The following is a 25,609-nucleotide window of genomic DNA, read 5'->3' on the forward strand; positions in this document are numbered from 1 at the left end:
GCTTGGCGGCGCGGTGAAAAACGTCATGGCGATTGGGGCGGGGATGTCCGACGGTATGGGTTTTGGCGCGAATGCACGAACGGCGCTAATCCCCCGTGGTCTGGCTGAAATGTCGCGTCTGGGCGCGGCACTGGGGGCCGATCCTGCCCCCTTTATGGGTAGGGCGGGGCTGGGCGATCTGGTGCTGACCTGTACCGACAACCAGTCGCGTAACCGCCGTTTTGGCATGATGCTCGGTCAGGGTATGGATGTACAAAGCGCGCAGGAGAAGATTGGTCAGGTGGTGGAAGGCTACCGCAATACAAAAGAAGTCCGAGAGTTGGCGCATCGCTTCGGCGTTGAAATGCCAATAACCGAGGAAATTTATCAAGTATTATATTGCGGAAAAAACGCGCGCGAGGCAGCATTGACTTTATTAGGTCGTGCACGCAAGGACGAGCGCAGCAGCCACTAAACCCAGGGAACCTTTGTTACCGCTATGACCCGGCCCGCGCAGAACGGGCCGGTCATTATCTCATCGTGTGGAGTAAGCAATGTCGTGTGAAGAACTGGAAATTGTCTGGAACAATATTAAAGCTGAAGCCAGAACGCTGGCGGACTGTGAGCCAATGCTGGCCAGTTTTTACCACGCAACGCTACTCAAGCACGAAAACCTGGGCAGTGCGTTGAGCTATATGCTGGCGAACAAGCTGTCATCGCCGATCATGCCTGCCATTGCTATCCGCGAAGTGGTTGAAGAAGCCTACGCCGCCGACCCGGAGATGATCGCCTCTGCGGCCTGTGATATTCAGGCGGTACGTACCCGCGACCCGGCAGTCGATAAATACTCAACCCCATTGTTATACCTGAAAGGTTTTCATGCCTTGCAGGCGTATCGCATTGGTCACTGGCTGTGGAATCAGGGCCGTCGCGCACTGGCTATTTTTCTGCAAAACCAGGTTTCTGTGACGTTCCAGGTCGATATTCACCCGGCAGCAAAAATTGGTCGCGGGATCATGCTCGACCATGCGACGGGCATCGTCGTTGGTGAAACGGCAGTAATTGAAAACGACGTGTCGATTCTGCAATCCGTGACGCTCGGTGGTACAGGTAAAACCAGCGGCGACCGTCACCCGAAAATTCGTGAAGGCGTAATGATTGGCGCGGGCGCGAAAATTCTCGGCAATATTGAAGTTGGGCGCGGCGCGAAGATTGGCGCAGGTTCCGTGGTGCTGCAACCAGTGCCGCCGCATACCACCGCCGCTGGCGTTCCGGCACGCATTGTCGGTAAACCAGACAGCGATAAGCCATCAATGGATATGGATCAGCACTTCAACGGCATTCACCATACCTTTGAGTATGGGGATGGGATCTGACGTCATGTGATCGTGCCGGATGCGATGCTAACGCATCTTATCCGGCCTGGCGTAACTAATCTCTCAACACCGCTCCCGGATACCCCAGCTGCCGCCAGGCTTCATACACCACTACCGACACCGCATTGGACAGGTTCATGCTGCGGCTGTCCGGCACCATCGGAATACGAATTTTTTGTTCAGCGGGCAGGGCGTCGAGAATGCTCGCTGGCAGGCCGCGCGTTTCCGGGCCGAACATCAGATAGTCACCATCCTGATAACTTACGGCGCTATGCGCGGGCGTACCTTTGGTGGTGAGGGCAAACAGACGCTGGGGATTTTCTGCTTCGAGGAACGCGTTATAGTCATGATGACGCGTAACAGCGGTAAATTCGTGGTAGTCCAGCCCCGCGCGGCGCAGGCGCTTGTCGTCCCAGGCAAATCCCATCGGTTCGATGATATGCAGACGAAAGCCGGTATTAGCGCAAAGACGAATGATGTTGCCAGTGTTTGGCGGAATTTCTGGTTCGTAAAGTACGATGTTTAACATACTGCCCCCTTAGTGCGGGGGCAGGATAGCAGATATTCATCTAACCCTTAAGCCGCATTCCCTTTCGCCATCGGAGCCAGCGCTGCAGGCAACTCTTTACCCAACCCCTGCACCAGCGAATCTTGCGTAATTTCGCTAATCGATTTCGCGCCTGTCAGCGTCATCGCCACTTTCATCTCTTTCTCAATCAGATTCAGCAGGTTAGCTACGCCCGCCTGGCCCGCCGTTGCCAGCGCATAGAGGAAAGCACGGCCCAATAGTACGGTATCGGCACCGAGAGCAATCATACGCACAACATCCAGCCCGTTACGAATGCCGCTATCCGCCAGAATGGCGATATCACCTTTCACCGCATCCGCAATAGCGGGCAGTGCGCGGGCAGAAGAGAGTACGCCATCTAACTGGCGACCACCGTGGTTAGAAACCACAATGCCATCTGCGCCAAAACGGACTGCATCACGCGCATCTTCTGGGTCGAGGATCCCTTTGATCACCATCGGGCCATCCCAGAAATCGCGGATCCACTCAAGGTCTTTCCATGAGATGGACGGATCGAAGTTATTCCCCAGCCAGCCGATGTAATCTTCCAGTCCGGTCGGTTTGCCAAGGTAAGCCGAGATATTACCTAAATCATGCGGACGACCATTCAGGCCCACATCCCACGCCCATTGTGGGTGAGTCACCGCCTGCAAGTAGCGGCGCATTGCGGCGTTCGGGCCGCTCATACCTGAGTGCGCATCACGGTAGCGTGCGCCCGGCGTTGGCATATCCACGGTGAAAACCAGCGTCGAACAACCTGCGGCTTTTGCCCGTTCCAGTGCGTTACGCATAAAACCGCGATCGCGCAGTACGTAAAGCTGAAACCACATTGGGCGCTGGATGGCGGGTGCGACTTCCTCAATCGGGCAAACGGAAACCGTCGAGAGAGTAAACGGAATACCGTGAGCATCAGCCGCTTTGGCTGCCTGAACTTCGCCGCGACGCGCATACATGCCGCACAAGCCCACCGGAGCCAGCGCTACTGGCATCGACAATTTCTCATTAAACAGCGTCGTTTCCAGACTTAAGTCGGACATGTTTTTCAGAATACGCTGGCGCAGCGCCACTTCTGACAAATCTTCCATGTTACGACGCAGGGTATATTCAGAATATGCGCCGCCATCCATATAGTGGAACAGGAACGGCGGCAGAATGCGTTGTGCTGCGGCGCGATAATCGCTGGCTGCGGAAATAATCATGCGTTTTTCTCCCTCGAATACTCATTATGCTCACCGGGCAGGCGGGTAATACGTGCACGGCGCGCCTGATCTTCATCGAATCTTTTCATGGTGCTGTGGACAAAACTGAGGTGCGCCATCATCGCTTTACGCGCCCCGTCGGCATCACCGGCAAAAATGGCGTCAATGACCGCCTGATGTTGCTCGGTCAGTTGTGAAAAAACGGGCGGCACAAGATACATCCGTTGACGGCTTTGCATCACCGAGGATTGCAGAACATCAAAGAAACCGCGCATGGTTTGCAGCAGCACGATGTTATGTGAGGCTTCGGCAATCGCCAGATGAAAACGCACATCCGCTTGCGAGGCGAGATCCGGGTCTTCACTCTGCGTCGCTTCAAAGCAGAGCTGTATCTTTTCTTTATCGGCTTGTGTGGCGCGCATCGCTGCATGCCACGCAGTGCTGGCTTCAATGGCGTAGCGGGCTTCCAGAATATCGAAGCTGTAATCCGGATCATCGGCCATCAGCGTTTTCAGCGGCTGGACGATGTTTTGCTCCGACCACGCATCATGACGCCAGCGCACAAATGTGCCACCACCGCGACGACTAAGCAGCACGCCTTCGCTCACCAGCTTTGCCAGCGCTTCGCGCAGTGAATTACGCGACACGCCGAGTTGCATCGCCAGTTGGCGTTCAGCGGGCAATTTCATGCCCGCCTCCAGATTTTGTTCATCAATCAGCGCCCGCACACGGGAGGCTACCTCGTCTGACAGGCGTCTGGGTGTAGCAATCATTAAGGAATCATCCACGTTAAGACGTAAGCCTGAAGCGTGGTGATCACGCCCACCATACAGGTGAAGATCAGGCTGTGTTTGACAGTAAAGCGGAATAAATCTGACTCTTTGCCCACCAGACCTACCGCCGCACAGGCGATGGCGATGGATTGCGGAGAGATCATCTTGCCGGTAACGCCACCGGTGGTGTTGGCTGCAACCAGCAACAGGTCAGAAACGCCAATTTGTTGTGCAGCGGTGGCTTGCAGCGCGGCAAACAGAGCGTTAGAGGACGTATCCGACCCGGTCAGGAATACCCCCAGCCAACCAAGGAACGGCGAGAAGAAGGTAAATGCATGACCGGTGTGCGCCAGTGCCAGCGCCAGCGTTGACGACAGCCCGGAATAGTTCGAGATAAAGGCGAACGCCAGCACCATACCTATAGAGTAGATGGGCAGGGCCAGTTCTTTCAGTGTGCTGCCGAAGGTGCTGATAGCGTCAGACGGTTTCATCTTCAGCCAGACAACCGAAAGCAGTGCAGCAAACAGAATGGCGGTACCAGTGGCAGAGAACCAGTCAAACTTAAACACGGCGGCGTAGGCGGTAGCTTCGCTGACGACCGGCGGCATACGGGCAACCAGTTTGTCGAGATACGGCACTGGAATGTTGATCACCCATTCATACAGGGCGCCGCCCGAAGCGAACAGGGCTTTAAACGGCGGGATACTCCAAAGTGTTACGGTGGCGGTCAGGAACAGGAATGGTGTCCAGGCACGCAGCACCTGACCCGCCGTGTAACCGGTGTGGGCCAGCGTCATATCAACCTGCGATGCACCCAGATCGCCGAAGCGGAAAACGCGTACCGGCTGCCAGCGTTTGAGGAACAGTGTCAGGCAGAGCAGCGATACCAGCGAAGAGATAATATCCGGCAGTTCCGGCCCAATAAAGTTGGAGCTGAGATACTGTGCGATGGCAAATGAACCACCTGCAACCACGACCGCAGGCCACGTCTCTTTGATGCCGCGCCAGCCGTCCATAATCGCCATGATCCAGAACAGGACGATAATGGTCATAAACGGTAACTGACGACCCACCATCTGGCCAATCTCAAAGCTGTCGATGCCCGTCACCTGCCCGGCAACCAGAATTGGAATGCCCATCGCGCCAAATGCCACTGGCGCGGTGTTAACAATCAGGCACAGCCCGGCGGCGTATAACGGTTTAAAGCCCAGACCCACCAGCAATGCGGCGGTGATCGCTACCGGTGCGCCAAAGCCCGCAGCCCCTTCGAGAAAAGCGCCGAAACAGAAACCGACAATCAGCATTTGCAGACGCTGGTCTGGGGTTATCGAAAGAATCGACGAGCGGATGATGTCAAATTGCCCGGTTTTCACTGAGATTTTATAGACGAACACCGCCGCAATAATGATCCAGGCTATTGGCCACAAACCGTAGAAGAAGCCATAAACCACCGAGGCCAGTGCGTTGGCGACCGGCATTTTGTAGAACAATAGCGCGACGGTCAGAGCGATAGCGACTGTCCACGTGGCGGCGACATAGCCTTTGAGTTTGAGCTTAATCAGCGCAAAGAAGAAAAACAGGATGGGAAGCGATGCTATCAGGCTGGAAAGCCAGATATTCCCGGCGGGATCATAGTTTTGTTGCCAGAGATTCATTGCAAGTCTCCTGGAGTCCACACACATCGTGTAATGAGTCTGTTGCTCATCTCCTTGTTACACGTTGTGTAAAAGTGGCACTGCCAATTTTGTTGTGTAGGGATAATGACAATGAATGGTTAACTAAATGTTATTAATTAGCAACAATGATGTGTGTTTTAATTGGGGAACTGTGAACCAGAGGTCAGATAAGCAAAGAATTGGTAGGGCCAATTTGGGATGGGAGGATGTCTGGTAAAGAAAAGGGCAATCCCCATCAGCGATCACACTTGCGTCACCATTAGTACCGTGTTTGGCCCTGATTTTACCTGCGGAGGTATCCCAAAGCAGAGCATCGCCAGGAGAAGTGCTAAATGAGGTGTTAATTGCTGCCAGTGCATCACCGACGTTATCGTAGTTAGTGGTACCGATGGTATATGTAGGGCCAGTAAACACTCTGTCAGCATCCACGGAAGCTATTTTCAGATTCTAGCCTACTAAAATTATTCAGGTATGCGGGGGAATTGAAAATATAACGTTAATCGATTTCGATGTTTGAAATATGCTCCTGCATGTGCCGGCAGGAGCGAATAAAAATGCGGAGACTTTAGTTATATCGACCAGTAGGGGCTTAAAACTCGGTCTTAGAGAACCCTGTCATCTCTTGCAGGCCCATTTCACGGCCCAGCGCAGTCATCGGGTGCACAACGACCAGTCCGCGAACGCTCTTCTTCAGCTTACCCATATCAGCCTGCTCTTTTTTAGTAATCGCACGCTGGAACGGCATCTTCATCAGCTTCTGCGCTTCTTTGCTAAGTTTCTGGCTGTGAACGTCACGCAGGCGGGCAATTTCCGCTTCCAGCGTGGCTTTTTCTTTCTCCAGCTCGGCGTATTTGTCTGCGGCTTCAACCAGCGACAGATCGGCCTGCTGGTGGCGGATAGCGTCCAGGCGATCGCTAAGACGTTTGATTTCGTTTTTTTCGACTTCTTTCATGTGATGACTTCTGATAAAGATAAATTTATAGTCTCTAGTATGCGTGACGGGGGGCGTTGTACACAACTGATGGCATTGCAATAGTTCCTTTTGAAATCATTGCTGTGTGTGAAATGCATTCAATTTATTGATTAATTCAGGAATCCAAAGGAAAGGATGATAAGCATGAGAGTGCAATTATTATAGTTTCAGCACAATTTCCTTAATGCCATCTTTACCGGGATCTACACTAAAATTGGCGGCCGCGCATTCCCGGCGCGGGGTAATACGGAGATATTATCATGGGCAAATTAGGTGAAAACGTTCCGCATCTTATCGATAAAACCGTAGATTTTATGGCATCAAGCCAGGCTTTCCGGGAGTATCTGAAAAAGCTTCCTCCCCGTGACGCGCTTCCGTCCGATATACCCGAGGAAAGCGTGCCGTTATATCTGCAACGTCTGGAGTATTATCGTCAACTTTATAGGCCGAAGCAGGTTGAGAAGCAGTAATCGCTTACTTTTGAAAGGCTTTTTTTAAGCTGATTTTGGAAATCAGCTCAGTCAGTGAAAGGACCATTGTTGAACGCACAGCTTGTTGGTAACGCTGAATTTGCATCGCATACAAACTGGAGTCTGTTGGTTCAAACTGTGGCGGCGGTGGGATCGCCGCCACGCAGTGCAGCTCGCCAAATGGCCCAATAATTTCATCATCGGTAAAGGCGTATTCGTTACCGTCGTGATTCAGCTCTTCACGCAGCGCCATCAAGAGTTCCGCATCTTCATATTCGTTGCGGCTAATCACGCCAAGCCCATAAATCAGCTTTAAGCGCACGGAAAGGTCGCCCAGCGGACCATCGCCGTCGAGTAATGGTTCTACAGCATACTTCACCGCGTAATCGTCTTTGCGGAATACCTGAAGCACCAGAAGATTCACCGCCTCGGTCAGGAGATCAACTGCGGTGATCAAAAAGCTTCGCACGGTTTTGCCAGCATTCAGACGCTCAAGCACACGGTTTTCAAAGGCCTGGGTTTGTTCCATTGTTGCCTGCATATCTGACAATCTGTTATTCGGGCGCAGGGAGTCCTGCGCCTGGTCTACCATTATTTTGCGTTATAAGCCGTGACTGCTTCGGCGACAACCTCGCTGTTAGCATCAAGCCCGGAAATTTGCGCCAGCGCTTCCTGCGGGCCTTTCTCGGTAATCAGCGCCGCCAGTTCCTGCGCCTGTGGATCATCTTCACTGCGGAAGTGCATTGCGGCGGCGATACCTTCAATCAGGTTTTTGTGTGGCAAACCGTACTCCAGCGTACCCAACAGCGGTTTTACCAGACGGTCGCCAGCACTCAGTTTACGCAGCGGTTGACGGCCTACGCGCTCCACATCATCTTTCAGATACGGGTTTTCAAAACGACCGAGGATTTTCTGGATGTATGCTGCATGTTTGTCAGCATCAAAGTTATAGCGCTTGATCAGTACCGCGCCGCTTTCTTCCATCGCACCTTTTACCACCGCACGGATTTTCTCGTCGAGAATCGCATCACGAATGGTCTGATGACCTGCCAGTTTTCCGAGGTACGCGGTTATAGCATGACCTGTGTTCAGGGTGAAGAGTTTACGCTCAACAAATGCCATCAGGTTGTCGGTTAACTCCATGCCTGGGATGTTCGGCAGTGCGCCTTTGAACTGGGTTTTATCAACAATCCATTCGCTGAAGGTTTCTACAGTTACTTCCAGCGGATCGTTAGTTGCAGAGGCGGAAGGCGGTACGATGCGGTCAACGGCGGAATCCACAAAGCCAACATGCTCTTCTACCCACGCTTTGGCTTCTTCCGGCAGGGCGTTCATCACATGGCCTTTCAGCTGCGTGGTGCCGCGTACCATGTTTTCACAGGCGATGATGTTCAGTGGCGATTCATTACCTTGTTCTTTACGTTTCACCAGCCCTTTGGCGATGGCGGGAGCTATACGTTCCAGCACGACCGGGCCAACTGCGGTGGTGACCAAATCAACCTGGGCGATTAAATCAACCACTTCATCGCCGATGCTGCTGACGGCATTTACGCCGGAAACGGTATCTACCTGCTCGGTTTCACCGACCACATGAACCTGATAGCTATGACGGGCATTCAGGGCATCAAGCACCACCTGATTTACATCGGCAAACGTCAGTTGGATACCCGCGTCTGCCAGCAGTTTACCGATAAAGCCACGACCGATATTACCTGCGCCAAAATGTAATGCTTTCATAGTATTAACCTTCATCAATGTTTTTACCCGAGAGGGCTGGGGTGAGGCATTTCCCTCACCCAAACCCTCTCCGTGAGGAGAGGAGCTGCGCCGGATGCGGCCTACAAAAACGTGCAAATTTAACAAACTGCGCTTTGTTTTGTAGGCCTGATAAGCAAAGCGCATCAGGCAGTTAGCCCCCCTTCTCCATGTGGAGAGGGGGGAACTGGATTACTTACGACCTGCCAGCAGTTCCAGCACTTCATCCACGCTGGTGGTGTGCGCCAGACGCTCGATGACAGACTCATCATCCAGTGCGTTGGTCAGGCTGGTGATAACCTGGATGTGCTCGTTGTTACGGGCAGCAATACCAATTACCAGACGGGCAATGTCATCTTCTTCTTCACCGAAGCGCACGCCTTCTGGGTACTGGCAGAACACGACGCCAGTTTTCAGCACGCGATCTTTCGCTTCAACCGTACCGTGCGGCACTGCGATAGACTCACCCAGATAGGTCGGGGTCAGTTTTTCACGGTCCAGCATCGCCTGAACGTATTCCGGCTCAACGTAACCGCCTTTCACCAGCTGCTCGCCGGCAAAACGAATCGCTTCTTCTTTGGTTGCCGCTTTGCGACCGAGGAAGATGTTTTCTGCGCCGAGCTTGAACAGGTTGGTGTTAGAATCGTCAAAGCTGTCTTTCAGGCTGTCTTTTACTTTCACTTCGTTTTCAGTATGGCGCTGGGCAGCAACCAGACGTTCGGTCAGGCTGGTGTACAGGCCGCTGTCGAGGAAGTTAGTCAGCGAAATATGCTGTGCCTGCGGTACCTGGCGCATAGCACGTTCGGTCAGGTCACGGTGAGTGATGACCAGGTCCACATCAGGCGGCAGGTTGTTGATCGCGCTGTTAGTAACAGAAATCTGTGACAGGCCCGCATCCTGAATCTTCTTACGCAGCACACCTGCACCCATCGCACTGGAACCCATACCGGCGTCACAGGCAACGATGATTTTACGTACGTGGCTCAGGTCGTTAGTGACATCGCCAGCAGACAGCGGAGACGCGCCTTTAGATTCAGCCTTCATGTCCTGCATACGACGAGTTGCTGCTTCAATATCATCTTCTTCTTTCACTTTGCTGGTTTTCAGCAGAATGGCAGAGACAACGAAGGAGACAGCCATTGCCGCACACACACCGGCAATGTTAGCGAAGTAAGCGCCTTTTGGCGTCATCGCCAGTACTGCGAGGATAGAGCCCGGAGATGCCGGAGAAACCAGACCGCCGCCCAGAATAGTCAGCGTGAACACGCCAGTCATACCGCCGAGGATAACGGCCAGAATCAGACGCGGGTTCATCAGTACATACGGGAAGTAAATTTCGTGGATACCACCCAGGAAGTGGATGATTGCCGCACCGCCCGCAGACTGTTTAGCGCTACCACGACCAAAGAACATGTACGCCAGCAGAACACCCATACCCGGACCCGGGTTCGCTTCAATCAGGAAGAAGATGGATTTGCCCATCTCATGGGACTGCTGAATACCCAGCGGCGAGAAGATACCGTGGTTAATGGCGTTGTTGAGGAACAGGATTTTCGCTGGCTCAACAAAGATAGATGCCAGCGGCAGCATGTCATGGACAACCATGAAGTTAACGCCCGCAGCCAGCATTTTGGACAGAGCTTCAACCAGCGGGCCAATCCCCATGAATGCCAGAATAGCGAGGATCATCCCCATGATACCGGCAGAGAAGTTGTTCACCAGCATCTCAAAACCGGATTTGATTTTACCGTCTACCCAGCGGTCGAAATGCTTAATGCACCAGCCGCCCAGCGGACCTGCAATCATAGAACCGAGGAACATCGGCATGTCTGCACCGACGATAACGCCCATGGTAGTGATAGCACCAACCACGCCGCCACGTTCGCCACCTACCAGCTTACCACCGGTATAACCGATCAGCAGCGGCAGGAGATAGGTGATCATCGGCCCGACCAGCTTCGCCAGCGTTTCGTTCGGTAACCACCCTGTTGGAATAAATAACGCGGTGATGATACCCCACGCGATAAACGCGCCGATATTTGGCATCACCATGTTGCTGAGGAAACGACCAAAGCTTTGCACTTTGATCTTAATATCGGATGACATAAAAACACCCCTTCTTATGTTTGCTGTCGCGCAGGCTGGAAGCCCGAGGTTTTTTGTTAATGTGGCGGCAGAGGTAGCCGGACCTTGTAGATACTGCGAAATCTGGCACTGAATCGGTTAACTGTCCAGTCGGTGGCCTTTTATGTGATATCAGTCACATAAATATAGGGGGTAGAGAGGTAATTGACGTGATGTTCATCACAAAATGTTTGTGTATAAAAACAACAAGACGGCAATATTGGCCAAAAATGGCATTTAAATGTGATTTTTGTCACGTTTTTGTTTTGGCTGTTTGTTGAATTTTTGTGATCTTAATCACAAGATATTTTCTTACGGCGTTCACCTGACGTGATCTACAGCATGTTATGTCTTAGCCGTAAAACCGTTATGTAACTAAGCAACTCATCGTTTCTTAAAATTATTCTTCGGTGTGATGGCGAGAATCGCAAACCCGGATTATTGTCAAATAATCAGCCTGACTCCCATCTGGCTGCCAGCCCATAACAACTCTGATAAGCGTGAATCCGAGGCAGATATGTTTCTAAACTACTTCGCGTTGGGAGTGCTGATATTCGTCTTTCTGGTGATTTTTTATGGAATCATCGCAATTCATGACATCCCTTATCTGATCGCCAAAAAGCGTAATCATCCCCATGCTGATGCGATCCATACTGCGGGCTGGGTGAGCCTTTTTACCCTGCATGTAATTTGGCCATTCCTGTGGATTTGGGCGACGCTCTACCAGCCAGAGCGCGGCTGGGGCATGCAGTCGCATGCTACGCCGCAAGAGAGGGCGCCTGACCCGGACATCGCTGCGCTTTCTGACCGTATCTCCCGGCTGGAACATCAACTCGCCGCCGAGAAAAAAACTGACTATTCCACGTTTCCGGAGATCTAACCATGGATCTGTTGATTGTCTTAACTTACGTGGCGCTGGCGTGGGCGGTCTTTAAAATCTTCCGCATTCCGGTGAATCAGTGGACGCTGGCGACGGCGGCGCTCGGTGGCGTATTTCTGGTGAGTGGTTTGATTTTGCTGATGAACTACAACCATCCTTACACTTTTACGGCGCAAAAAGCGGTGGTTTCTATCCCCATTACGCCGCAGGTGACGGGGATCGTCAGCGAAGTGACGAATAAAAATAATCAGCTTATTCAAAAGGGTGAAGTACTCTTTAAACTCGATCCGGTACGTTACCAGGCGCGAGTGGCGCGGTTACAGGCCGATCTGATGACGGCAACCCATAACGTGAAAACGCTGAGAGCGCAGTTAGCCGAAGCGCAGGCCAATACCACTCAGGTTTCAGCAGAACGCGATCGTCTGTTTAAAAACTATCAGCGTTACCTTAAAGGTAGCCAGGCCGCAGTGAATCCTTTTTCTGAGCGTGATATCGATGATGCCCGACAAAATTTTCTCGCACAGGACGCGCTGGTAAAAGGTTCGATAGCAGAGCAGGCACAGATTCAAAGTCAGTTAGACAGCATGGTCAACGGTGAGCAGTCACAAATTGTCAGCCTGAGAGCACAATTGACGGAGGCGGAGTATAACCTGGCGCAAACCATCGTGCGGGCGCCAAGTAATGGATACGTCACTCAGGTGTTGATTCGCCCAGGCACTTACGCTGCTGCGCTACCACTACGCCCGGTGATGGTGTTTATTCCTGAGCAGAAGCGGCAAATTGTCGCCCAATTCCGGCAAAATTCGCTGCTGCGTCTGGAACCTGGCGATGAAGCTGAAGTGGTATTTAATGCGCTGCCGGGTCAGGTATTTCGCGGAAAACTGAGCAGTATTTTGCCGGTTGTACCTGGTGGTTCCTACCAGGCACAGGGCGTACTGCAATCGCTGACCGTTGTGCCAGGCACAGATGGCGTACTCGCGCTGATTGATCTCGAACCTAATGCTGAGGTTGATTCTCTGCCAGACGGCATCTACGCCCAGGTGGCGGTTTACTCCGACCATTTCAGTCATGTTTCCGTGATGCGCAAAGTGCTGCTGAGAATGACCAGTTGGATGCATTATTTATATTTGGATCATTGAGACTTGTATCACCTGTGTTTTGCGTGAGCCTGGGCCATACTGATATTTTTCCTCGCACAAAGGACCCGGCATGAAACTCATCGGTAGCTACACCAGCCCGTTTGTACGCAAACTTTCTATTCTGTTGTTAGAAAAGGGCATTACTTTCGAATTTATAAATGAACTGCCCTATAACGCGGACAATGGCGTGGCGCAATTTAATCCGTTAGGGAAAGTACCGGTGCTGGTGACCGAAGAGGGCGAATGCTGGTTTGATTCGCCGATCATCGCCGAATATATTGAATTAATGAATGTTGCTCCGGCGATGTTGCCGCGCGATCCGCTGGAGTCGCTGCGAGTGCGTAAAATTGAGGCGCTGGCCGACGGCATTATGGATGCCGGGCTGGTGTCGGTGCGCGAACAGGCGCGTCCTGCGGCGCAGCAGTCTGAAGATGAATTGTTACGCCAGCGAGAGAAAATCAACCGTAGCCTGGATGTGCTGGAAGGATATCTGGTCGATGGCACGCTCAAAACCGATACAGTCAATCTGGCGACTATCGCCATTGCCTGTGCCGTCGGGTATCTCAATTTCCGCCGCGTTGCGCCGGGCTGGTGTGTCGACCGCCCACACTTAGTCAAACTGGTTGAAAACCTGTTTAGCCGCGAAAGCTTCGCTCGCACCGAACCGCCAAAGGCTTGATGCGCGATATGTCCTCCTGACGCTTCTCACGTTACAATCCGTGGTTATGTTAAACGCCCTTCTCCGTGCGAGAGGGCCTTGATGAGCCTGGTTTCCTATGACAACCGAAACGCGTTCCCTCTATAGTCAGCTTCCAGCTATCGATCGCTTATTGCGTGATAGCTCTTTCCTTTCTTTGCGTGATACTTATGGCCATACCCGAGTCGTGGAGTTGCTACGTCAAATGCTCGACGAAGCGCGGGAAATGATTCGCGACAGCCAGTCGCTGCCTGCATGGTGTGAAAACTGGGCGCAAGAGGTTGATGCTCGTCTGGCGAAAGAGGCGCAGAGCGCGCTGCGTCCGGTGATCAACCTGACGGGAACGGTGCTGCATACTAATCTTGGGCGGGCATTGCAGGCGGAAGCGGCGGTTGAGGCCGTTACGCAAGTTATGCGTTCGCCGGTGACGCTGGAGTACGATCTGGACGACGCCGGACGCGGGCATCGCGATCGTGCGCTGGCGCAGTTGTTATGTCGCATCACCGGCGCAGAAGATGCCTGTATCGTCAATAACAATGCGGCGGCGGTGCTGCTGATGTTAGCTGCAACAGCCAGCGGTAAAGAAGTGGTGGTTTCTCGCGGCGAACTGGTGGAGATTGGCGGCGCGTTTCGTATTCCTGACGTAATGTGTCAGGCGGGCTGCACTCTGCATGAAGTGGGGACGACCAACCGCACGCACGCGAATGATTATCGTCAGGCAGTGAATGAAAATACCGCGCTGCTGATGAAGGTGCATACCAGTAATTACAGCATTCAAGGCTTCACCAAAGCGATAGACGAAGCGGAACTGGTGGCGCTCGGCAAAGAACTGGATGTTCCCGTGGTGACTGATTTAGGCAGTGGTTCGCTGGTAGATCTCAGCCAGTATGGTTTGCCAAAAGAGCCGATGCCGCAGGAGTTGATTGCGGCGGGCGTCAGCCTGGTGAGCTTCTCCGGCGACAAGTTGTTAGGCGGGCCGCAGGCAGGGATTATCGTTGGTAAAAAAGAGATGATCGCTCGTTTGCAAAGCCACCCGCTGAAGCGTGCATTACGCGCGGATAAAATGACCCTCGCGGCGCTGGAAGCGACGTTACGTCTTTATTTGCACCCAGAAGCACTGAGTGAAAAATTACCGACCCTGCGTCTGCTTACCCGCAGCGCAGAGGTCATTCAAATCCAGGCGCAACGGTTACAGGCACCCCTTGCCGCTCACTACGGTGCGGAGTTTGCTGTACAGGTTATGCCATGCCTTTCGCAGATTGGTAGTGGTTCGCTGCCGGTTGATCGCCTGCCGAGCGCGGCATTAACGTTTACGCCCCACGACGGACGCGGTAGCCATCTTGAGTCATTAGCTGCTCGCTGGCGTGAATTGCCGATTCCGGTGATTGGCCGCATTTATGACGGGCGTCTGTGGCTGGACTTACGCTGCCTTGAAGATGAGCAACGGTTTTTGGAGATGTTGTTGAAATGATTATTGCGACTGCCGGACACGTTGACCACGGCAAAACAACGTTATTACAGGCGATTACTGGCGTAAATGCCGACCGTCTGCCGGAAGAAAAGAAGCGTGGGATGACCATCGATCTCGGCTATGCCTACTGGCCGCAGCCGGACGGACGTGTGCCTGGATTTATTGATGTTCCCGGCCATGAAAAGTTTCTTTCTAATATGCTGGCGGGCGTCGGGGGTATCGATCACGCGCTGCTGGTGGTGGCGTGCGATGACGGCGTGATGGCGCAGACCCGTGAGCATCTGGCGATTTTGCAGCTGACGGGTAACCCGATGTTAACAGTGGCGCTGACTAAAGCCGATCGCGTGGATGAAGAACGTGTTGATGAGGTTGAACGCCAGGTAAAGGAGGTGCTGCGGGAATACGGTTTTGCCGAGGCAAAACTGTTTGTCACCGCAGCAACCGAAGGGCAGGGAATTGATGCTCTGCGTGAACATCTACTTCAGTTGCCGGAACGTGAACACGCCAGTCAGCACAGTTTTCGCCTCGCTATCGATCGCGCTTTTACCGTAAAAGGTGCCGGGCTGGTGGTCACTGGTACGGCGTTAAGCGGCGAAGTGAAGGTAGGTGATTCGCTGTGGCTGACGGGGGTAAATAAACCGATGCGTGTGCGTGCGCTGCATGCGCAGAATCAGCCAACAGAAACCGCCCACGCCGGGCAGCGTATTGCGCTTAATATTGCCGGTGATGCAGAAAAAGAACAGATTAACCGTGGTGACTGGTTGCTGGCTGATGCACCGCCAGAGCCGTTCACACGGGTCATTGTCGAACTTCAAGCCCATACGCCGTTGACCCAGTGGCAGCCGCTGCATATTCACCACGCCGCCAGCCACGTTACGGGGCGCGTTTCGCTGCTGGAAGATAACCTGGCCGAACTGGTGTTCGACACGCCGCTGTGGCTGGCGGATAACGATCGCTTAGTGCTGCGCGATATCTCTGCCCGCAACACGCTGGCGGGGGCGCGCGTGGTGATGCTCAACCCGCCACGTCGCGGCAAGCGTAAGCCGGAATATTTGCAATGGCTGGCGTCTCTTGCACGTACACAAAGCGATGCCGACGCACTGACCGTTCATCTGGAACGCGGAGCGGTTAACCTTGCGGATTTCGCCTGGGCGCGCCAGCTCAACGGCGAAGGGATGCGCGAACTGCTGCAACAGCCTGGCTATATTCAGGCTGGTTATAGCTTGTTGAATGCGCCGGTTGCCGCCCGCTGGCAACGTAAAATTCTCGACACGTTAGCAACGTATCATGAGCAACATCGTGATGAACCAGGGCCGGGACGCGAGCGTCTGCGGCGCATGGCGTTGCCGATGGAAGATGAAGCACTGGTGCTGTTGCTGATTGAAAAGATGCGCGAAAGTGGCGACATTCACAGCCATCATGGTTGGCTGCATCTGCCGGATCACAAAGCGGGATTCAGTGAAGAGCAGCAGGCTATCTGGCAAAAAGTGGAACCGCTGTTTGGCAACGAGCCGTGGTGGGTGCGTGATCTGGCAAAAGAGACGGGAACTGACGAACAGGCAATGCGTCTGACACTACGGCAGGCGGCACAGCAGGGGATAATTACGGCGATCGTTAAAGATCGTTATTATCGTAACGATCGGATTGTCGAGTTTGCCAATATGATCCGCGATCTCGATCAGGAATGTGGCTCGACCTGCGCAGCGGATTTCCGCGATCGCTTAGGCGTAGGCCGAAAGCTGGCAATTCAAATTCTGGAATATTTTGACCGTATTGGCTTTACGCGGCGCCGTGGAAACGATCATTTATTGCGCGACGCATTATTATTTCCCGAAAAGTAAGGAAATTATTAATTCATAATAAACATGAATTAATACAAAATTATTATCAATATTAAGGAAGCACGTTATTTGATGAATATAACGTGCTTTTTATTAAAAATATTTTAATAAACGGTAATATCGATCATATTTTCGAATGAAATTCCTCTGTAAGCTGCCAGCCCTTTTTACTCTTCCAGGAGTGTTTTATGGCAGCTTCAACCTTTTTTATTCCTTCTGTGAATGTCATCGGTGCTGATTCATTGAATGATGCAATGAATATGATGGCAGACTATGGATTTACCCGTACATTGATTGTCACTGACAATATGTTGACGAAATTAGGCATGGCGGGTGATGTGCAAAAAGCCTTACAGGAACGCGATATTTTTAGCGTTATTTATGATGGCACTCAGCCTAATCCAACCACAGAAAACGTCGCCGCAGGCCTGAAACTACTGAAAGAAAATAATTGCGATAGCGTGATTTCTTTAGGTGGTGGTTCCCCGCACGACTGTGCGAAAGGCATTGCGCTGGTGGCAGCCAACGGTGGTGATATTCGCGATTACGAAGGCGTTGACCGCTCTGCAAAACCGCAGTTGCCGATGATCGCCATTAACACCACAGCGGGTACTGCGTCTGAAATGACCCGCTTCTGCATCATCACTGACGAAGCGCGTCACATCAAAATGGCGATTGTGGATAAGCACGTGACTCCGCTGCTTTCTGTTAATGACTCCTCTCTGATGATCGGAATGCCGAAGTCGCTGACTGCCGCAACGGGTATGGATGCCTTAACACACGCTATCGAAGCGTATGTGTCTATTGCCGCAACGCCGATCACTGACGCTTGTGCACTGAAAGCCGTGACCATGATTGCCGAAAACCTGCCGTTAGCCGTAGAAGATGGCAGCAATGCGAAAGCGCGCGAAGCGATGGCTTATGCCCAGTTCCTCGCCGGTATGGCGTTCAACAATGCGTCCCTGGGTTATGTTCATGCGATGGCGCATCAGTTAGGCGGTTTCTACAATCTGCCGCACGGTGTATGTAACGCCGTTCTGCTGCCGCACGTTCAGGTATTCAACAGCAAAGTAGCCGCCGCACGTCTGCGTGACTGCGCTGCCGCGATGGGTGTGAATGTGACAGGTAAAAACGACGCGGAAGGTGCAGAAGCCTGCATTAACGCTATCCGCGAACTGGCGAAGAAAGTCGATATTCCGGCAGGTCTGCGGGACCTGAACGTGAAAGAAGAAGATTTCGCGGTACTGGCGACCAATGCCCTGAAAGATGCCTGCGGATTTACTAACCCGATTCAGGCAACTCACGAAGAAATTGTGGCGATTTATCGCGCTGCGATGTAATTACCTTCTCGTAACGGCTGACGTGTTGTCAGTCGTTTTGCTGAAACTATCTCTGTAGTCCTTGCCCGTAAATTCGTGATTGCCGTCGTAAAGCTGTCACCGGCTGGCGAAGATTTCGCCAGTCACGTCTACCCTTGTTATACCTCACACCGCAAGGAGACTACCATGACCAACAATCCCCCTTCAGCACAGATTAAGCCCGGCGAGTATGGTTTCCCCCTCAAGTTAAAAGCCCGCTATGACAACTTTATCGGCGGCGAATGGGTCGCGCCCGCCGACGGCGAGTATTACCAGAACCTGACGCCGGTGACCGGGCAGCTACTGTGCGAAGTGGCGTCTTCGGGCAAACGCGACATCGATCTGGCGCTGGATGCCGCGCATAAAGTGAAAGACAAATGGGCGCATACCTCGGTGCAGGATCGCGCGGCGATTCTGTTTAAGATTGCGGATCGAATGGAACAAAACCTCGAGCTGTTAGCGACGGCAGAAACCTGGGATAACGGCAAGCCCATCCGCGAAACCAGTGCTGCCGATGTGCCGCTGGCGATTGACCATTTCCGCTATTTCGCCTCGTGTATTCGGGCGCAGGAAGGTGGGATCAGTGAAGTCGATAGCGAAACTGTGGCTTATCACTTCCACGAACCGTTAGGCGTGGTGGGGCAGATTATCCCGTGGAACTTCCCGTTGCTGATGGCGAGCTGGAAAATGGCGCCCGCGCTGGCGGCGGGCAACTGCGTGGTGCTGAAACCCGCACGACTCACTCCGCTTTCTGTACTGCTGCTAATGGAGATCGTTGGTGATTTACTGCCGCCAGGCGTGGTGAACGTGGTAAACGGTGCGGGCGGCGAAATTGGCGAATATCTGGCGACCTCAAAACGTATTGCCAAAGTGGCATTTACCGGCTCAACGGAAGTGGGCCAGCAGATTATGCAGTACGCCACGCAAAATATTATTCCGGTGACGCTGGAGCTGGGCGGCAAGTCGCCAAATATCTTCTTTGCTGACGTGATGGATGAAGAAGATGCCTTTTTCGATAAAGCGCTGGAAGGCTTTGCACTATTTGCCTTTAACCAGGGCGAAGTCTGTACCTGTCCAAGCCGTGCTTTAGTGCAGGAGTCTATCTATGAACGCTTTATGGAACGCGCCATCCGCCGTGTTGAAGGTATTCGTAGCGGTAACCCGCTCGACAGCGTGACGCAAATGGGCGCGCAGGTATCTCATGGGCAACTGGAAACTATCCTCAATTACATTGATATCGGTAAAAAAGAGGGCGCAGACGTGCTCACCGGCGGGCGGCGTAAGCTGCTGGAAGGTGAGTTGAAAGACGGCTACTACCTTGAACCGACAATCCTGTTTGGTCAGAACAATATGCGTGTGTTCCAGGAAGAAATTTTTGGCCCGGTGCTGGCGGTAACCACCTTCAAAACGATGGATGAGGCGCTGGAGCTGGCGAACGATACACAATATGGTTTGGGCGCAGGCGTCTGGAGTCGTAACGGCAATCTTGCCTATAAGATGGGGCGCGGCATTCAGGCTGGGCGCGTGTGGACCAACTGTTATCATGCCTACCCGGCACACGCAGCGTTTGGCGGCTACAAACAGTCGGGCATCGGGCGCGAAACCCATAAGATGATGCTGGAACATTATCAGCAAACCAAGTGCCTACTGGTGAGCTACTCGGATAAACCGTTGGGGCTGTTCTGATGTAAGAAGCTGGTCGCATCGGGTATTCATTGCCTGATGCGACGCTTACGCGTCTTATCATGCCTACGGCGTAGGCCGGATAAGGCGTACACGCCGCATCCGGCATAAACAAAGCGCACGTTGTTACAATCTGCGCTTTATTTATGCGTCAATTGAAACCTACGTGCGCAATAATCCTGATTACGCCAACAGAAGTGCGTTTCTGGCGGAAGCTGCCCGGCGTTTAATCTCGCGTTTCGATAGTGAGCGGGCGAACCAGGCTGTACAACCACAGACCAAAACAAGCGATGGTGCCAATCAGTACGGTGAGGAACACACTGACTGACAGGCCTGCAAGCAATCCCGCAGGCAGGGCCAGTAGGCCGTGTATCACGGTGTCGTTCCATCTCACCTGGTCGTAGCCAAACATGCCTAAAATACCGCAAACCAGGCCGTAGATAACCAATGGCGTACCGAGGCCAATCAGCAATAAACGGTAGATAATTGATGGTTTAATACGTTTAAGCTGCACTGTAGATGTGTTGCTGGTGTTATTCATAAGTTTGGCCAATAATTCCATTATTTCAATATGATAAGCCTCGTACTGTTGAAAAGCCAGACAGCACATTTCAGAAAGTATATATAAAACAATATGCCGTTATATAAATAAGTAAATTGCACTGCATTATTGCATTTCATAATATGTGTTAATTGTTCTTTTTTATATTCTCTGAGGGAAATATGTTCCTGGATTATTTTGCACTGGGAGTGCTTATTTTTGTATTCCTGGTGATCTTCTATGGGATTATTATTTTACATGATATTCCCTACCTGATTGCGAAAAAACGCAACCATCCTCATGCCGATGCCATTCATGTTGCCGGTTGGGTGAGTTTGTTTACGCTGCACGTTATCTGGCCCTTTTTGTGGATTTGGGCCACGCTTTACCGCCCGGAGCGGGGATGGGGAATGCAAAGTCATGATTCATCCATTATACAACTGCAACAGCGTATTGCCGGGCTGGAGAAACAGCTCGCTGATATGAAAGCCCCTTCTGCCGAGTAATATTTATGGATTTACTGATTATTTTGACCTATGTGGCTTTCGCATGGGCAATGTTTAAGATTTTTAAAATTCCCGTGAATAAATGGACTGTCCCTACTGCGGCACTGGGCGGCATATTTATTGTCAGTGGCTTAATTCTATTAATGAACTATAACCATCCATATACCTTTAAAGCGCAAAAAGCAGTTATTTCCATTCCGGTTGTTCCGCAGGTGACGGGTGTAGTAATTGAAGTGACGGATAAGAAAAATACGCTGATTAAAAAAGGTGAGGTGCTATTCCGACTGGACCCGACGCGTTATCAGGCACGAGTAGATCGGCTGATGGCGGATATCGTCACCGCAGAACATAAGCAGCGGGCATTGGGTGCAGAGTTAGATGAGATGGTGGCGAATACCCAGCAGGCAAAGGTTACACGGGATAAATTTGCTAAAGAGTACCAGCGTTACGCACGCGGCAGTCAGGCGAAAGTAAACCCGTTTTCAGAACGGGATATCGATGTGGCGCGGCAAAATTATCTGGCGCAGGAAGCCTCAGTGAAGTCATCGGCGGCGGAACAAAAACAGATCCAGAGCCAACTCGACAGCCTGGTATTGGGGGAGCATTCTCAAATCGCCAGCCTGAAAGCGCAGCTTGCGGAAGCAAAATATAACCTTGAGCAGACGGTAGTGCGTGCGCCGAGCGACGGTTACGTGACTCAGGTACTGATTCGTCCAGGAACGTATGCCGCGTCGCTGCCGCTGCGTCCGGTAATGGTGTTTATACCCGATCAGAAACGACAAATCGTGGCACAGTTCCGCCAGAACTCCTTGCTGCGCCTGGCCCCCGGCGATGATGCGGAAGTGGTGTTTAATGCCCTGCCAGGTAAGGTCTTCAGTGGTAAGCTGGCAGCCATCAGTCCAGCCGTTCCCGGAGGGGCTTATCAGTCGACCGGCACTTTACAGTCCTTAAATACAGCACCAGGTTCTGATGGCGTTATCGCGACCATTGAGCTGGATGAGCATATTGATTTGAGCGCATTACCAGACGGTATTTACGCCCAGGTGGCGGTCTATTCCGATCATTTCAGCCATGTTTCGGTCATGCGCAAAGTGCTGTTACGCATGACCAGCTGGGTGCATTACCTTTATCTCGACCATTAATCTTTGCTTTCCGCCGCTTGTTCAGGCCGCAGTTGCTGCGACTGAGCAAGCTGGTGGCGAATTTCACGCAGCATCTCGTCCAACACATACTGGACCCGCCAGGGCTGGTATTCCCGTTTACGGAAGATAGCCACCAGATCCAGCCACCATTCATACGGTTGCTGGAAACAGGGGATCAGCGTGCCGTCTTGCAGGTCGCTCTGCACACTTTTGTCTGGCGCAAACACAATCCCCAGGTGATTTCGCGCCAGCTCCAGCGCCGACTGAGTATTGTCGCAGACGTAATTTCCCGTAACACGATAATCACGCACTTCTTTACTTCCGGCGACGTTGAAGCGCCAGATATTCGCGTCATCGATCATCATCGAATCGATCAAAATACAGGAGTGATGTTCAAGTTCGTCTGGTTGGCTAATGGGATGTTTCTCAAGATAAGTTTGGCTGGCATAGGCGGTTACTGCATATTGCGTAATAAAACTGGCAACCAGCGATTCATCTTTTGGTGGCGCGTAGCTGATTAAAATATCACAATCATCGGGAAATTCGACGCCTTCATAAAAAGCGTTGCGCTCAAGATTGCAGGTTTTTAGCGATAAGGTGATTTCACCGATATCTTTAATTTTGTCGATAACGTGTTTGGATAAATAGGTAATAATGCCAGTTGGTGCGTAGATGGTAACCCGACCACGTTTCTCATGCTTATAATCTGCAATAAAATTATTAAGCTGCTCGTTTCTGTCGAGCATATCATTAATGTACGGTAATAGTGCGGCGCCAAAAGGCGTCAGCATTAGTTGCCGTGTGGTTCTGTCAAAGACTTTTAAACCCACTTTTGATTCAAAATCAGCAAGATATTTACTGACATTGGCCTGCGCGATGCCAAGCACGGTAGCTGCATGGCTGATATTTTCACTGGCAGCGATTACCGAGATAATTTTTAACTCCCGGTACTTGAGTTGTAATTTTGTCATCGCAACAGTCCAATTTATATATAATTTTATATATTACTATATAAATATGAATCTTGCACCGGAGAAATTGTAAGCATTACTATGCCGACTCTTTTTTATCTTAATTTAAAATGGAATGTCGGACATGTTAATTAACCGAAATATTGTGGCGTTATTTTTTATGCCTTTTATGGCAAGTGCAACTGCTGCAGAATTATCCGTTGGTACTGGCGCAGTTTATAATGAATCGCCTTATCGCGGTTATAATGAAAATACCAAAGCAATTCCGCTGATCAGTTATGAGAGCGATTCTTTTTATGTCCGCCAGACCACGTTAGGTTTTATTCTGTCGCAAAGTGAAAAAAATGAACTTAGCCTGACGGCATCCTGGATGCCACTGGAATTTGATCCTGCTGATAATGACGACCATGCTATGCAACAACTCGATAAGCGTGACAGCACGGCAATGGCGGGTGTTGCCTGGTATCACCATGAGCGTTGGGGGACCGTGAAAGCTTCTGCGGCGGCTGATGTTCTGGATAACAGTAACGGTTGGGTGGGTGAGTTATCGTTATTCCACAAAATGCAGATAGGTCGCCTGTCGCTGACACCTGCTCTTGGCGTTCTCTATTATGACGAGAATTTCAGTGACTATTACTATGGCATTTCAGAGAGCGAGTCTCGTCGCAGCGGTCTGGCGAGTTATACCGCGCAAGATGCCTGGGTGCCTTATGTCAGCCTGACGGCAAAATACCCCATCGGAGAACACGTCGTATTAATGGCGAGTGCCGGATACAGCGAGCTGCCGGAAGAGATCACTAACAGCCCAATGATTGACCGTAATGAAAGTTTTACTTTTGTCACCGGAGTGAGTTGGCGTTTTTAATTGACCCGGGAGATGTTGGATAAATTGCGTCAGCGAAATCTATATTAATCAATTGTCATCGCGGTGTCTGAGGGGGATCCGGCACCGCAGTGGATTATGCCATGTAAAACACGTCTTGCAGCTCGCTACTGACCGGGCTGTTATCCGGATTAGCGGGCATCACGTCCTGCATATGCTTCCTCCAACGTTGGCAGACTTCAGTGCTGGCAACCGCATTCCACCATTCTTCAGATTCAATCTCTACCGTGGCAAACAGCAAATTTCGCGCTTTATCGAGATAGATGGCGTAGTTATGCGCGCCGTGGGATTTCAATACAGCTTCCAGTTCCGGCCAGATCGGGTTATGCCGACGCTGATACTCTGCGTGAGCATCGGGGTTTACCTGCATCACAAAGGTTTTGCGGAGTATGTTTGCCCCCCACATCGCGCCGAACAGAAAAACAGGCAGCAGGGTAGAGAGACTAAACGAGCTGTAATACGCCCAGAAATTCGGTAGTAACAGGGCGCTGATGGCCCACGGCAGAATAATCCACGAAACAATCCCACCGACTGACCACATGGTTTCCCATGACCATTTTTTTACTTTTTTGAACGGAGCGTAAAAACAGGCTGCACTGGCCGCGCCGATCAAATGCCAAAAAATCCCCATCGTAATCGCGTTACTCATTCTTTTATCCTCATCATTTTTCGTCGCGTCACATCTCCGACGAGATGAGTGTAAAAATTGTGCAGTCGATTAACCTTTCGCCTGTTGCCGCCGTTGCCGATTTACTGGCAATCACGGCATTAAGTGGGTGATTTGGCTCACATCTCAGGCATTTTCCTGCAAAACCATATCCTTACGAAAAGTACGGCATTGATAATCATTTTCAATATCATTTAATTAACTATAATGAACCAACTGCTTACGCGGCATTAACAATCGGCCGCCCGACAATACTGGAGATGAATATGAGCTATACCCTGCCATCCCTGCCGTATGCTTACGATGCCCTGGAACCGCACTTCGATAAGCAGACCATGGAAATCCACCACACCAAACACCATCAGGCCTACGTCAACAACGCCAATGCGGCGCTGGAAAGCCTGCCAGAATTTGCCAACCTGCCGGTTGAAGAGCTGATCACCAAACTGGACCAGCTGCCAGCAGACAAAAAAACCGTTCTGCGCAACAACGCTGGCGGTCACGCTAACCACAGCCTGTTCTGGAAAGGTCTGAAAAAAGGCACCACCCTGCAGGGCGATCTGAAAGCGGCTATCGAACGTGATTTCGGTTCCGTTGATAACTTCAAAGCAGAATTTGAGAAAGCGGCAGCTTCCCGCTTTGGTTCCGGCTGGGCATGGCTGGTGCAAAAAGGCGATAAACTGGCGGTGGTTTCTACTGCTAATCAGGACTCCCCGCTGATGGGCGAAGCCATTTCTGGCGCTTCCGGTTTCCCGATTGTGGGCCTGGATGTGTGGGAACACGCTTACTACCTGAAATTCCAGAACCGTCGTCCGGACTACATCAAAGAGTTCTGGAACGTAGTGAACTGGGATGAAGCTGCGGCGCGTTTCGCGGCGAAAAAATAATCGCATATTGCCTGCTGCAATGAGGCGTTTACGCCGTTTGCCAGCATAAA

Annotated in this window: 25 protein-coding genes and 2 pseudogenes; 14 read left to right on the forward strand and 13 right to left on the reverse strand. The window is 51.8% G+C overall.

Going from position 1 to position 25,609, the window contains the following annotated elements; all coding sequences use genetic code 11:
- Positions 1-454: NAD(P)H-dependent glycerol-3-phosphate dehydrogenase (locus A9180_RS19885; protein ID WP_149025986.1), on the forward strand; the 454-nt coding region annotated here is incomplete at its 5' end.
- A gap of 79 nt (positions 455-533) precedes the next feature.
- Positions 534-1,355, forward strand: a complete 822-nt coding sequence (cysE, locus tag A9180_RS19890) for a serine O-acetyltransferase (protein WP_001277564.1) — start codon at positions 534-536, stop codon at positions 1,353-1,355.
- 55 nt (positions 1,356-1,410) lie between these two features.
- On the opposite strand, the gene trmL is transcribed toward cysE, so the two are convergent.
- The 6 genes and pseudogenes from trmL to A9180_RS19915 all read right to left on the reverse strand — a co-directional run bounded on the left by trmL (position 1,411) and on the right by A9180_RS19915 (position 6,523).
- The gene (gene trmL / locus A9180_RS19895; protein ID WP_064530256.1) at positions 1,411-1,884 is read right to left on the reverse strand and encodes a tRNA (uridine(34)/cytosine(34)/5-carboxymethylaminomethyluridine(34)-2'-O)-methyltransferase TrmL; all 474 of its coding nucleotides are present in this window, start codon (positions 1,882-1,884) and stop codon (positions 1,411-1,413) included.
- A 47-nt stretch (positions 1,885-1,931) separates the two neighbouring features.
- Positions 1,932-3,122, reverse strand: coding sequence for a quinone-dependent L-lactate dehydrogenase (gene lldD, locus A9180_RS19900; protein WP_064530257.1), 1,191 nt, complete (start codon positions 3,120-3,122; stop codon positions 1,932-1,934).
- Positions 3,119-3,895: a transcriptional regulator LldR gene (gene lldR, locus A9180_RS19905; RefSeq protein WP_064530258.1), complete on the reverse strand. Its 777-nt coding sequence runs from the start codon at positions 3,893-3,895 to the stop codon at positions 3,119-3,121. Before lldR ends, lldD begins: the two co-directional genes overlap by 4 nt.
- Positions 3,895-5,550, reverse strand: a complete 1,656-nt coding sequence (gene lldP / locus A9180_RS19910) for an L-lactate permease (protein WP_064530259.1) — start codon at positions 5,548-5,550, stop codon at positions 3,895-3,897. The genes lldR and lldP overlap by 1 nt, the downstream gene beginning before the upstream one ends.
- A gap of 255 nt (positions 5,551-5,805) precedes the next feature.
- Positions 5,806-6,006: pseudogene (locus A9180_RS25035) on the reverse strand (hypothetical protein); the annotation flags it as partial.
- 154 nt (positions 6,007-6,160) lie between these two features.
- On the reverse strand, positions 6,161-6,523 hold the full coding sequence (locus tag A9180_RS19915) for a YibL family ribosome-associated protein (RefSeq protein ID WP_064530260.1): 363 nt from the start codon (positions 6,521-6,523) through the stop codon (positions 6,161-6,163).
- Positions 6,524-6,804: 281 nt separating this feature from the next.
- Here A9180_RS19915 and yibT point away from each other — a divergent pair, with 281 nt between their 5' ends.
- Positions 6,805-7,014 (forward strand): protein YibT, encoded by a 210-nt coding sequence (yibT, locus tag A9180_RS19920; RefSeq protein WP_064530261.1) that lies wholly within the window; start codon positions 6,805-6,807, stop codon positions 7,012-7,014.
- A 4-nt stretch (positions 7,015-7,018) separates the two neighbouring features.
- Here yibT and mtlR read toward each other — a convergent pair whose 3' ends face one another.
- From mtlR to mtlA, 3 genes are all read right to left on the reverse strand, one after another.
- Positions 7,019-7,606: a mannitol operon repressor MtlR gene (mtlR, locus tag A9180_RS19925; protein WP_064530262.1), complete on the reverse strand. Its 588-nt coding sequence runs from the start codon at positions 7,604-7,606 to the stop codon at positions 7,019-7,021.
- Entirely contained in the window at positions 7,606-8,751 is a 1,146-nt protein-coding gene (gene mtlD, locus A9180_RS19930) for a mannitol-1-phosphate 5-dehydrogenase (protein ID WP_064530263.1), read from the reverse strand. The genes mtlR and mtlD overlap by 1 nt, the downstream gene beginning before the upstream one ends.
- 210 nt (positions 8,752-8,961) lie before the next feature.
- Positions 8,962-10,875, reverse strand: coding sequence for a PTS mannitol transporter subunit IICBA (gene mtlA / locus A9180_RS19935; protein WP_064530264.1), 1,914 nt, complete (start codon positions 10,873-10,875; stop codon positions 8,962-8,964).
- A gap of 535 nt (positions 10,876-11,410) precedes the next feature.
- Here mtlA and A9180_RS19940 point away from each other — a divergent pair.
- The 7 genes from A9180_RS19940 to aldB all read left to right on the forward strand — a co-directional run bounded on the left by A9180_RS19940 (position 11,411) and on the right by aldB (position 19,965).
- The gene (locus A9180_RS19940) at positions 11,411-11,773 is read left to right on the forward strand and encodes a DUF3302 domain-containing protein (protein ID WP_064530333.1); all 363 of its coding nucleotides are present in this window, start codon (positions 11,411-11,413) and stop codon (positions 11,771-11,773) included.
- A 2-nt stretch (positions 11,774-11,775) separates the two neighbouring features.
- A complete protein-coding gene (locus A9180_RS19945) occupies positions 11,776-12,912 on the forward strand; it encodes an HlyD family secretion protein (protein ID WP_064530265.1) in 1,137 nt (378 codons plus the stop codon).
- A gap of 70 nt (positions 12,913-12,982) precedes the next feature.
- Positions 12,983-13,591 (forward strand): glutathione S-transferase, encoded by a 609-nt coding sequence (locus A9180_RS19950; RefSeq protein WP_000766696.1) that lies wholly within the window; start codon positions 12,983-12,985, stop codon positions 13,589-13,591.
- Positions 13,592-13,688: 97 nt separating this feature from the next.
- Positions 13,689-15,080 carry an L-seryl-tRNA(Sec) selenium transferase gene (selA, locus tag A9180_RS19955; RefSeq protein WP_064530266.1) on the forward strand — a complete coding sequence of 464 codons (1,392 nt, stop codon included), beginning with the start codon at positions 13,689-13,691 and terminating at the stop codon, positions 15,078-15,080.
- A complete protein-coding gene (gene selB / locus A9180_RS19960) occupies positions 15,077-16,921 on the forward strand; it encodes a selenocysteine-specific translation elongation factor (protein ID WP_064530267.1) in 1,845 nt (614 codons plus the stop codon). Before selA ends, selB begins: the two co-directional genes overlap by 4 nt.
- Before the next feature lie 188 nt (positions 16,922-17,109).
- Positions 17,110-18,261, forward strand: coding sequence for an L-threonine dehydrogenase (gene yiaY / locus A9180_RS19965; RefSeq protein ID WP_064530268.1), 1,152 nt, complete (start codon positions 17,110-17,112; stop codon positions 18,259-18,261).
- A gap of 165 nt (positions 18,262-18,426) precedes the next feature.
- On the forward strand, positions 18,427-19,965 hold the full coding sequence (gene aldB, locus A9180_RS19970; RefSeq protein ID WP_064530269.1) for an aldehyde dehydrogenase AldB: 1,539 nt from the start codon (positions 18,427-18,429) through the stop codon (positions 19,963-19,965).
- A 223-nt stretch (positions 19,966-20,188) separates the two neighbouring features.
- Here aldB and A9180_RS19975 read toward each other — a convergent pair whose 3' ends face one another.
- On the reverse strand, positions 20,189-20,503 hold the full coding sequence (locus A9180_RS19975; RefSeq protein ID WP_149025987.1) for a hypothetical protein: 315 nt from the start codon (positions 20,501-20,503) through the stop codon (positions 20,189-20,191).
- Between the two features lie 182 nt (positions 20,504-20,685).
- Between A9180_RS19975 and A9180_RS19980 the strand changes: the two genes are divergently transcribed.
- Positions 20,686-21,009 (forward strand): DUF3302 domain-containing protein, encoded by a 324-nt coding sequence (locus A9180_RS19980; protein WP_064530271.1) that lies wholly within the window; start codon positions 20,686-20,688, stop codon positions 21,007-21,009.
- Between the two features lie 5 nt (positions 21,010-21,014).
- Positions 21,015-22,151 carry an HlyD family secretion protein gene (locus A9180_RS19985; RefSeq protein WP_064530272.1) on the forward strand — a complete coding sequence of 379 codons (1,137 nt, stop codon included), beginning with the start codon at positions 21,015-21,017 and terminating at the stop codon, positions 22,149-22,151.
- Here the strand turns inward: A9180_RS19985 and A9180_RS19990 are convergent.
- Positions 22,148-23,122 carry a LysR family transcriptional regulator gene (locus A9180_RS19990; protein ID WP_064530273.1) on the reverse strand — a complete coding sequence of 325 codons (975 nt, stop codon included), beginning with the start codon at positions 23,120-23,122 and terminating at the stop codon, positions 22,148-22,150. The genes A9180_RS19985 and A9180_RS19990 overlap by 4 nt on opposite strands.
- A 124-nt stretch (positions 23,123-23,246) precedes the next feature.
- On the opposite strand from A9180_RS19990, the gene A9180_RS19995 reads away from it, so the two are divergent.
- Positions 23,247-23,987: a MipA/OmpV family protein gene (locus A9180_RS19995; protein ID WP_064530274.1), complete on the forward strand. Its 741-nt coding sequence runs from the start codon at positions 23,247-23,249 to the stop codon at positions 23,985-23,987.
- Between the two features lie 94 nt (positions 23,988-24,081).
- Here A9180_RS19995 and rhaM read toward each other — a convergent pair whose 3' ends face one another.
- Positions 24,082-24,396 carry an L-rhamnose mutarotase gene (rhaM, locus tag A9180_RS24565; protein WP_064530334.1) on the reverse strand — a complete coding sequence of 105 codons (315 nt, stop codon included), beginning with the start codon at positions 24,394-24,396 and terminating at the stop codon, positions 24,082-24,084.
- A gap of 6 nt (positions 24,397-24,402) precedes the next feature.
- Positions 24,403-24,654 (reverse strand): annotated as a pseudogene (locus tag A9180_RS24570) (L-rhamnose/proton symporter RhaT); the annotation flags it as partial.
- Between the two features lie 284 nt (positions 24,655-24,938).
- On the opposite strand from A9180_RS24570, the gene sodA reads away from it, so the two are divergent.
- Complete coding sequence (gene sodA / locus A9180_RS20005; protein WP_001296619.1) at positions 24,939-25,559, forward strand: superoxide dismutase [Mn]; 621 nt, start codon at positions 24,939-24,941, stop codon at positions 25,557-25,559.
- Positions 25,560-25,609 lie beyond the last annotated feature (50 nt).

The organism is Escherichia sp. B1147, from assembly GCF_001660175.1.
GTDB classification, from domain to species: Bacteria; Pseudomonadota; Gammaproteobacteria; order Enterobacterales; family Enterobacteriaceae; genus Escherichia; species Escherichia whittamii.

Bases quoted from the DNA above. Each gene is read 5' to 3' on its own strand.
- A9180_RS19950 (WP_000766696.1), top strand. From the start codon at position 12,983: ATGAAACTCATCGGTAGCTACACCAGCCCGTTTGTACGCAAACTTTCT.
- A9180_RS19995 (WP_064530274.1), top strand. From the start codon at position 23,247: ATGTTAATTAACCGAAATATTGTGGCGTTATTTTTTATGCCTTTTATG.
- lldR (WP_064530258.1), bottom strand. From the start codon at position 3,895: ATGATTGCTACACCCAGACGCCTGTCAGACGAGGTAGCCTCCCGTGTG.
- aldB (WP_064530269.1), top strand. From the start codon at position 18,427: ATGACCAACAATCCCCCTTCAGCACAGATTAAGCCCGGCGAGTATGGT.
- cysE (WP_001277564.1), top strand. From the start codon at position 534: ATGTCGTGTGAAGAACTGGAAATTGTCTGGAACAATATTAAAGCTGAA.
- sodA (WP_001296619.1), top strand. From the start codon at position 24,939: ATGAGCTATACCCTGCCATCCCTGCCGTATGCTTACGATGCCCTGGAA.
- selB (WP_064530267.1), top strand. From the start codon at position 15,077: ATGATTATTGCGACTGCCGGACACGTTGACCACGGCAAAACAACGTTA.
- lldD (WP_064530257.1), bottom strand. From the start codon at position 3,122: ATGATTATTTCCGCAGCCAGCGATTATCGCGCCGCAGCACAACGCATT.
- mtlD (WP_064530263.1), bottom strand. From the start codon at position 8,751: ATGAAAGCATTACATTTTGGCGCAGGTAATATCGGTCGTGGCTTTATC.
- yiaY (WP_064530268.1), top strand. From the start codon at position 17,110: ATGGCAGCTTCAACCTTTTTTATTCCTTCTGTGAATGTCATCGGTGCT.
- A9180_RS19975 (WP_149025987.1), bottom strand. From the start codon at position 20,503: ATGAATAACACCAGCAACACATCTACAGTGCAGCTTAAACGTATTAAA.
- trmL (WP_064530256.1), bottom strand. From the start codon at position 1,884: ATGTTAAACATCGTACTTTACGAACCAGAAATTCCGCCAAACACTGGC.
- A9180_RS19980 (WP_064530271.1), top strand. From the start codon at position 20,686: ATGTTCCTGGATTATTTTGCACTGGGAGTGCTTATTTTTGTATTCCTG.
- A9180_RS19945 (WP_064530265.1), top strand. From the start codon at position 11,776: ATGGATCTGTTGATTGTCTTAACTTACGTGGCGCTGGCGTGGGCGGTC.
- A9180_RS19915 (WP_064530260.1), bottom strand. From the start codon at position 6,523: ATGAAAGAAGTCGAAAAAAACGAAATCAAACGTCTTAGCGATCGCCTG.
- mtlA (WP_064530264.1), bottom strand. From the start codon at position 10,875: ATGTCATCCGATATTAAGATCAAAGTGCAAAGCTTTGGTCGTTTCCTC.
- mtlR (WP_064530262.1), bottom strand. From the start codon at position 7,606: ATGGTAGACCAGGCGCAGGACTCCCTGCGCCCGAATAACAGATTGTCA.
- A9180_RS19985 (WP_064530272.1), top strand. From the start codon at position 21,015: ATGGATTTACTGATTATTTTGACCTATGTGGCTTTCGCATGGGCAATG.
- lldP (WP_064530259.1), bottom strand. From the start codon at position 5,550: ATGAATCTCTGGCAACAAAACTATGATCCCGCCGGGAATATCTGGCTT.
- A9180_RS19940 (WP_064530333.1), top strand. From the start codon at position 11,411: ATGTTTCTAAACTACTTCGCGTTGGGAGTGCTGATATTCGTCTTTCTG.
- A9180_RS19990 (WP_064530273.1), bottom strand. From the start codon at position 23,122: ATGACAAAATTACAACTCAAGTACCGGGAGTTAAAAATTATCTCGGTA.
- selA (WP_064530266.1), top strand. From the start codon at position 13,689: ATGACAACCGAAACGCGTTCCCTCTATAGTCAGCTTCCAGCTATCGAT.
- yibT (WP_064530261.1), top strand. From the start codon at position 6,805: ATGGGCAAATTAGGTGAAAACGTTCCGCATCTTATCGATAAAACCGTA.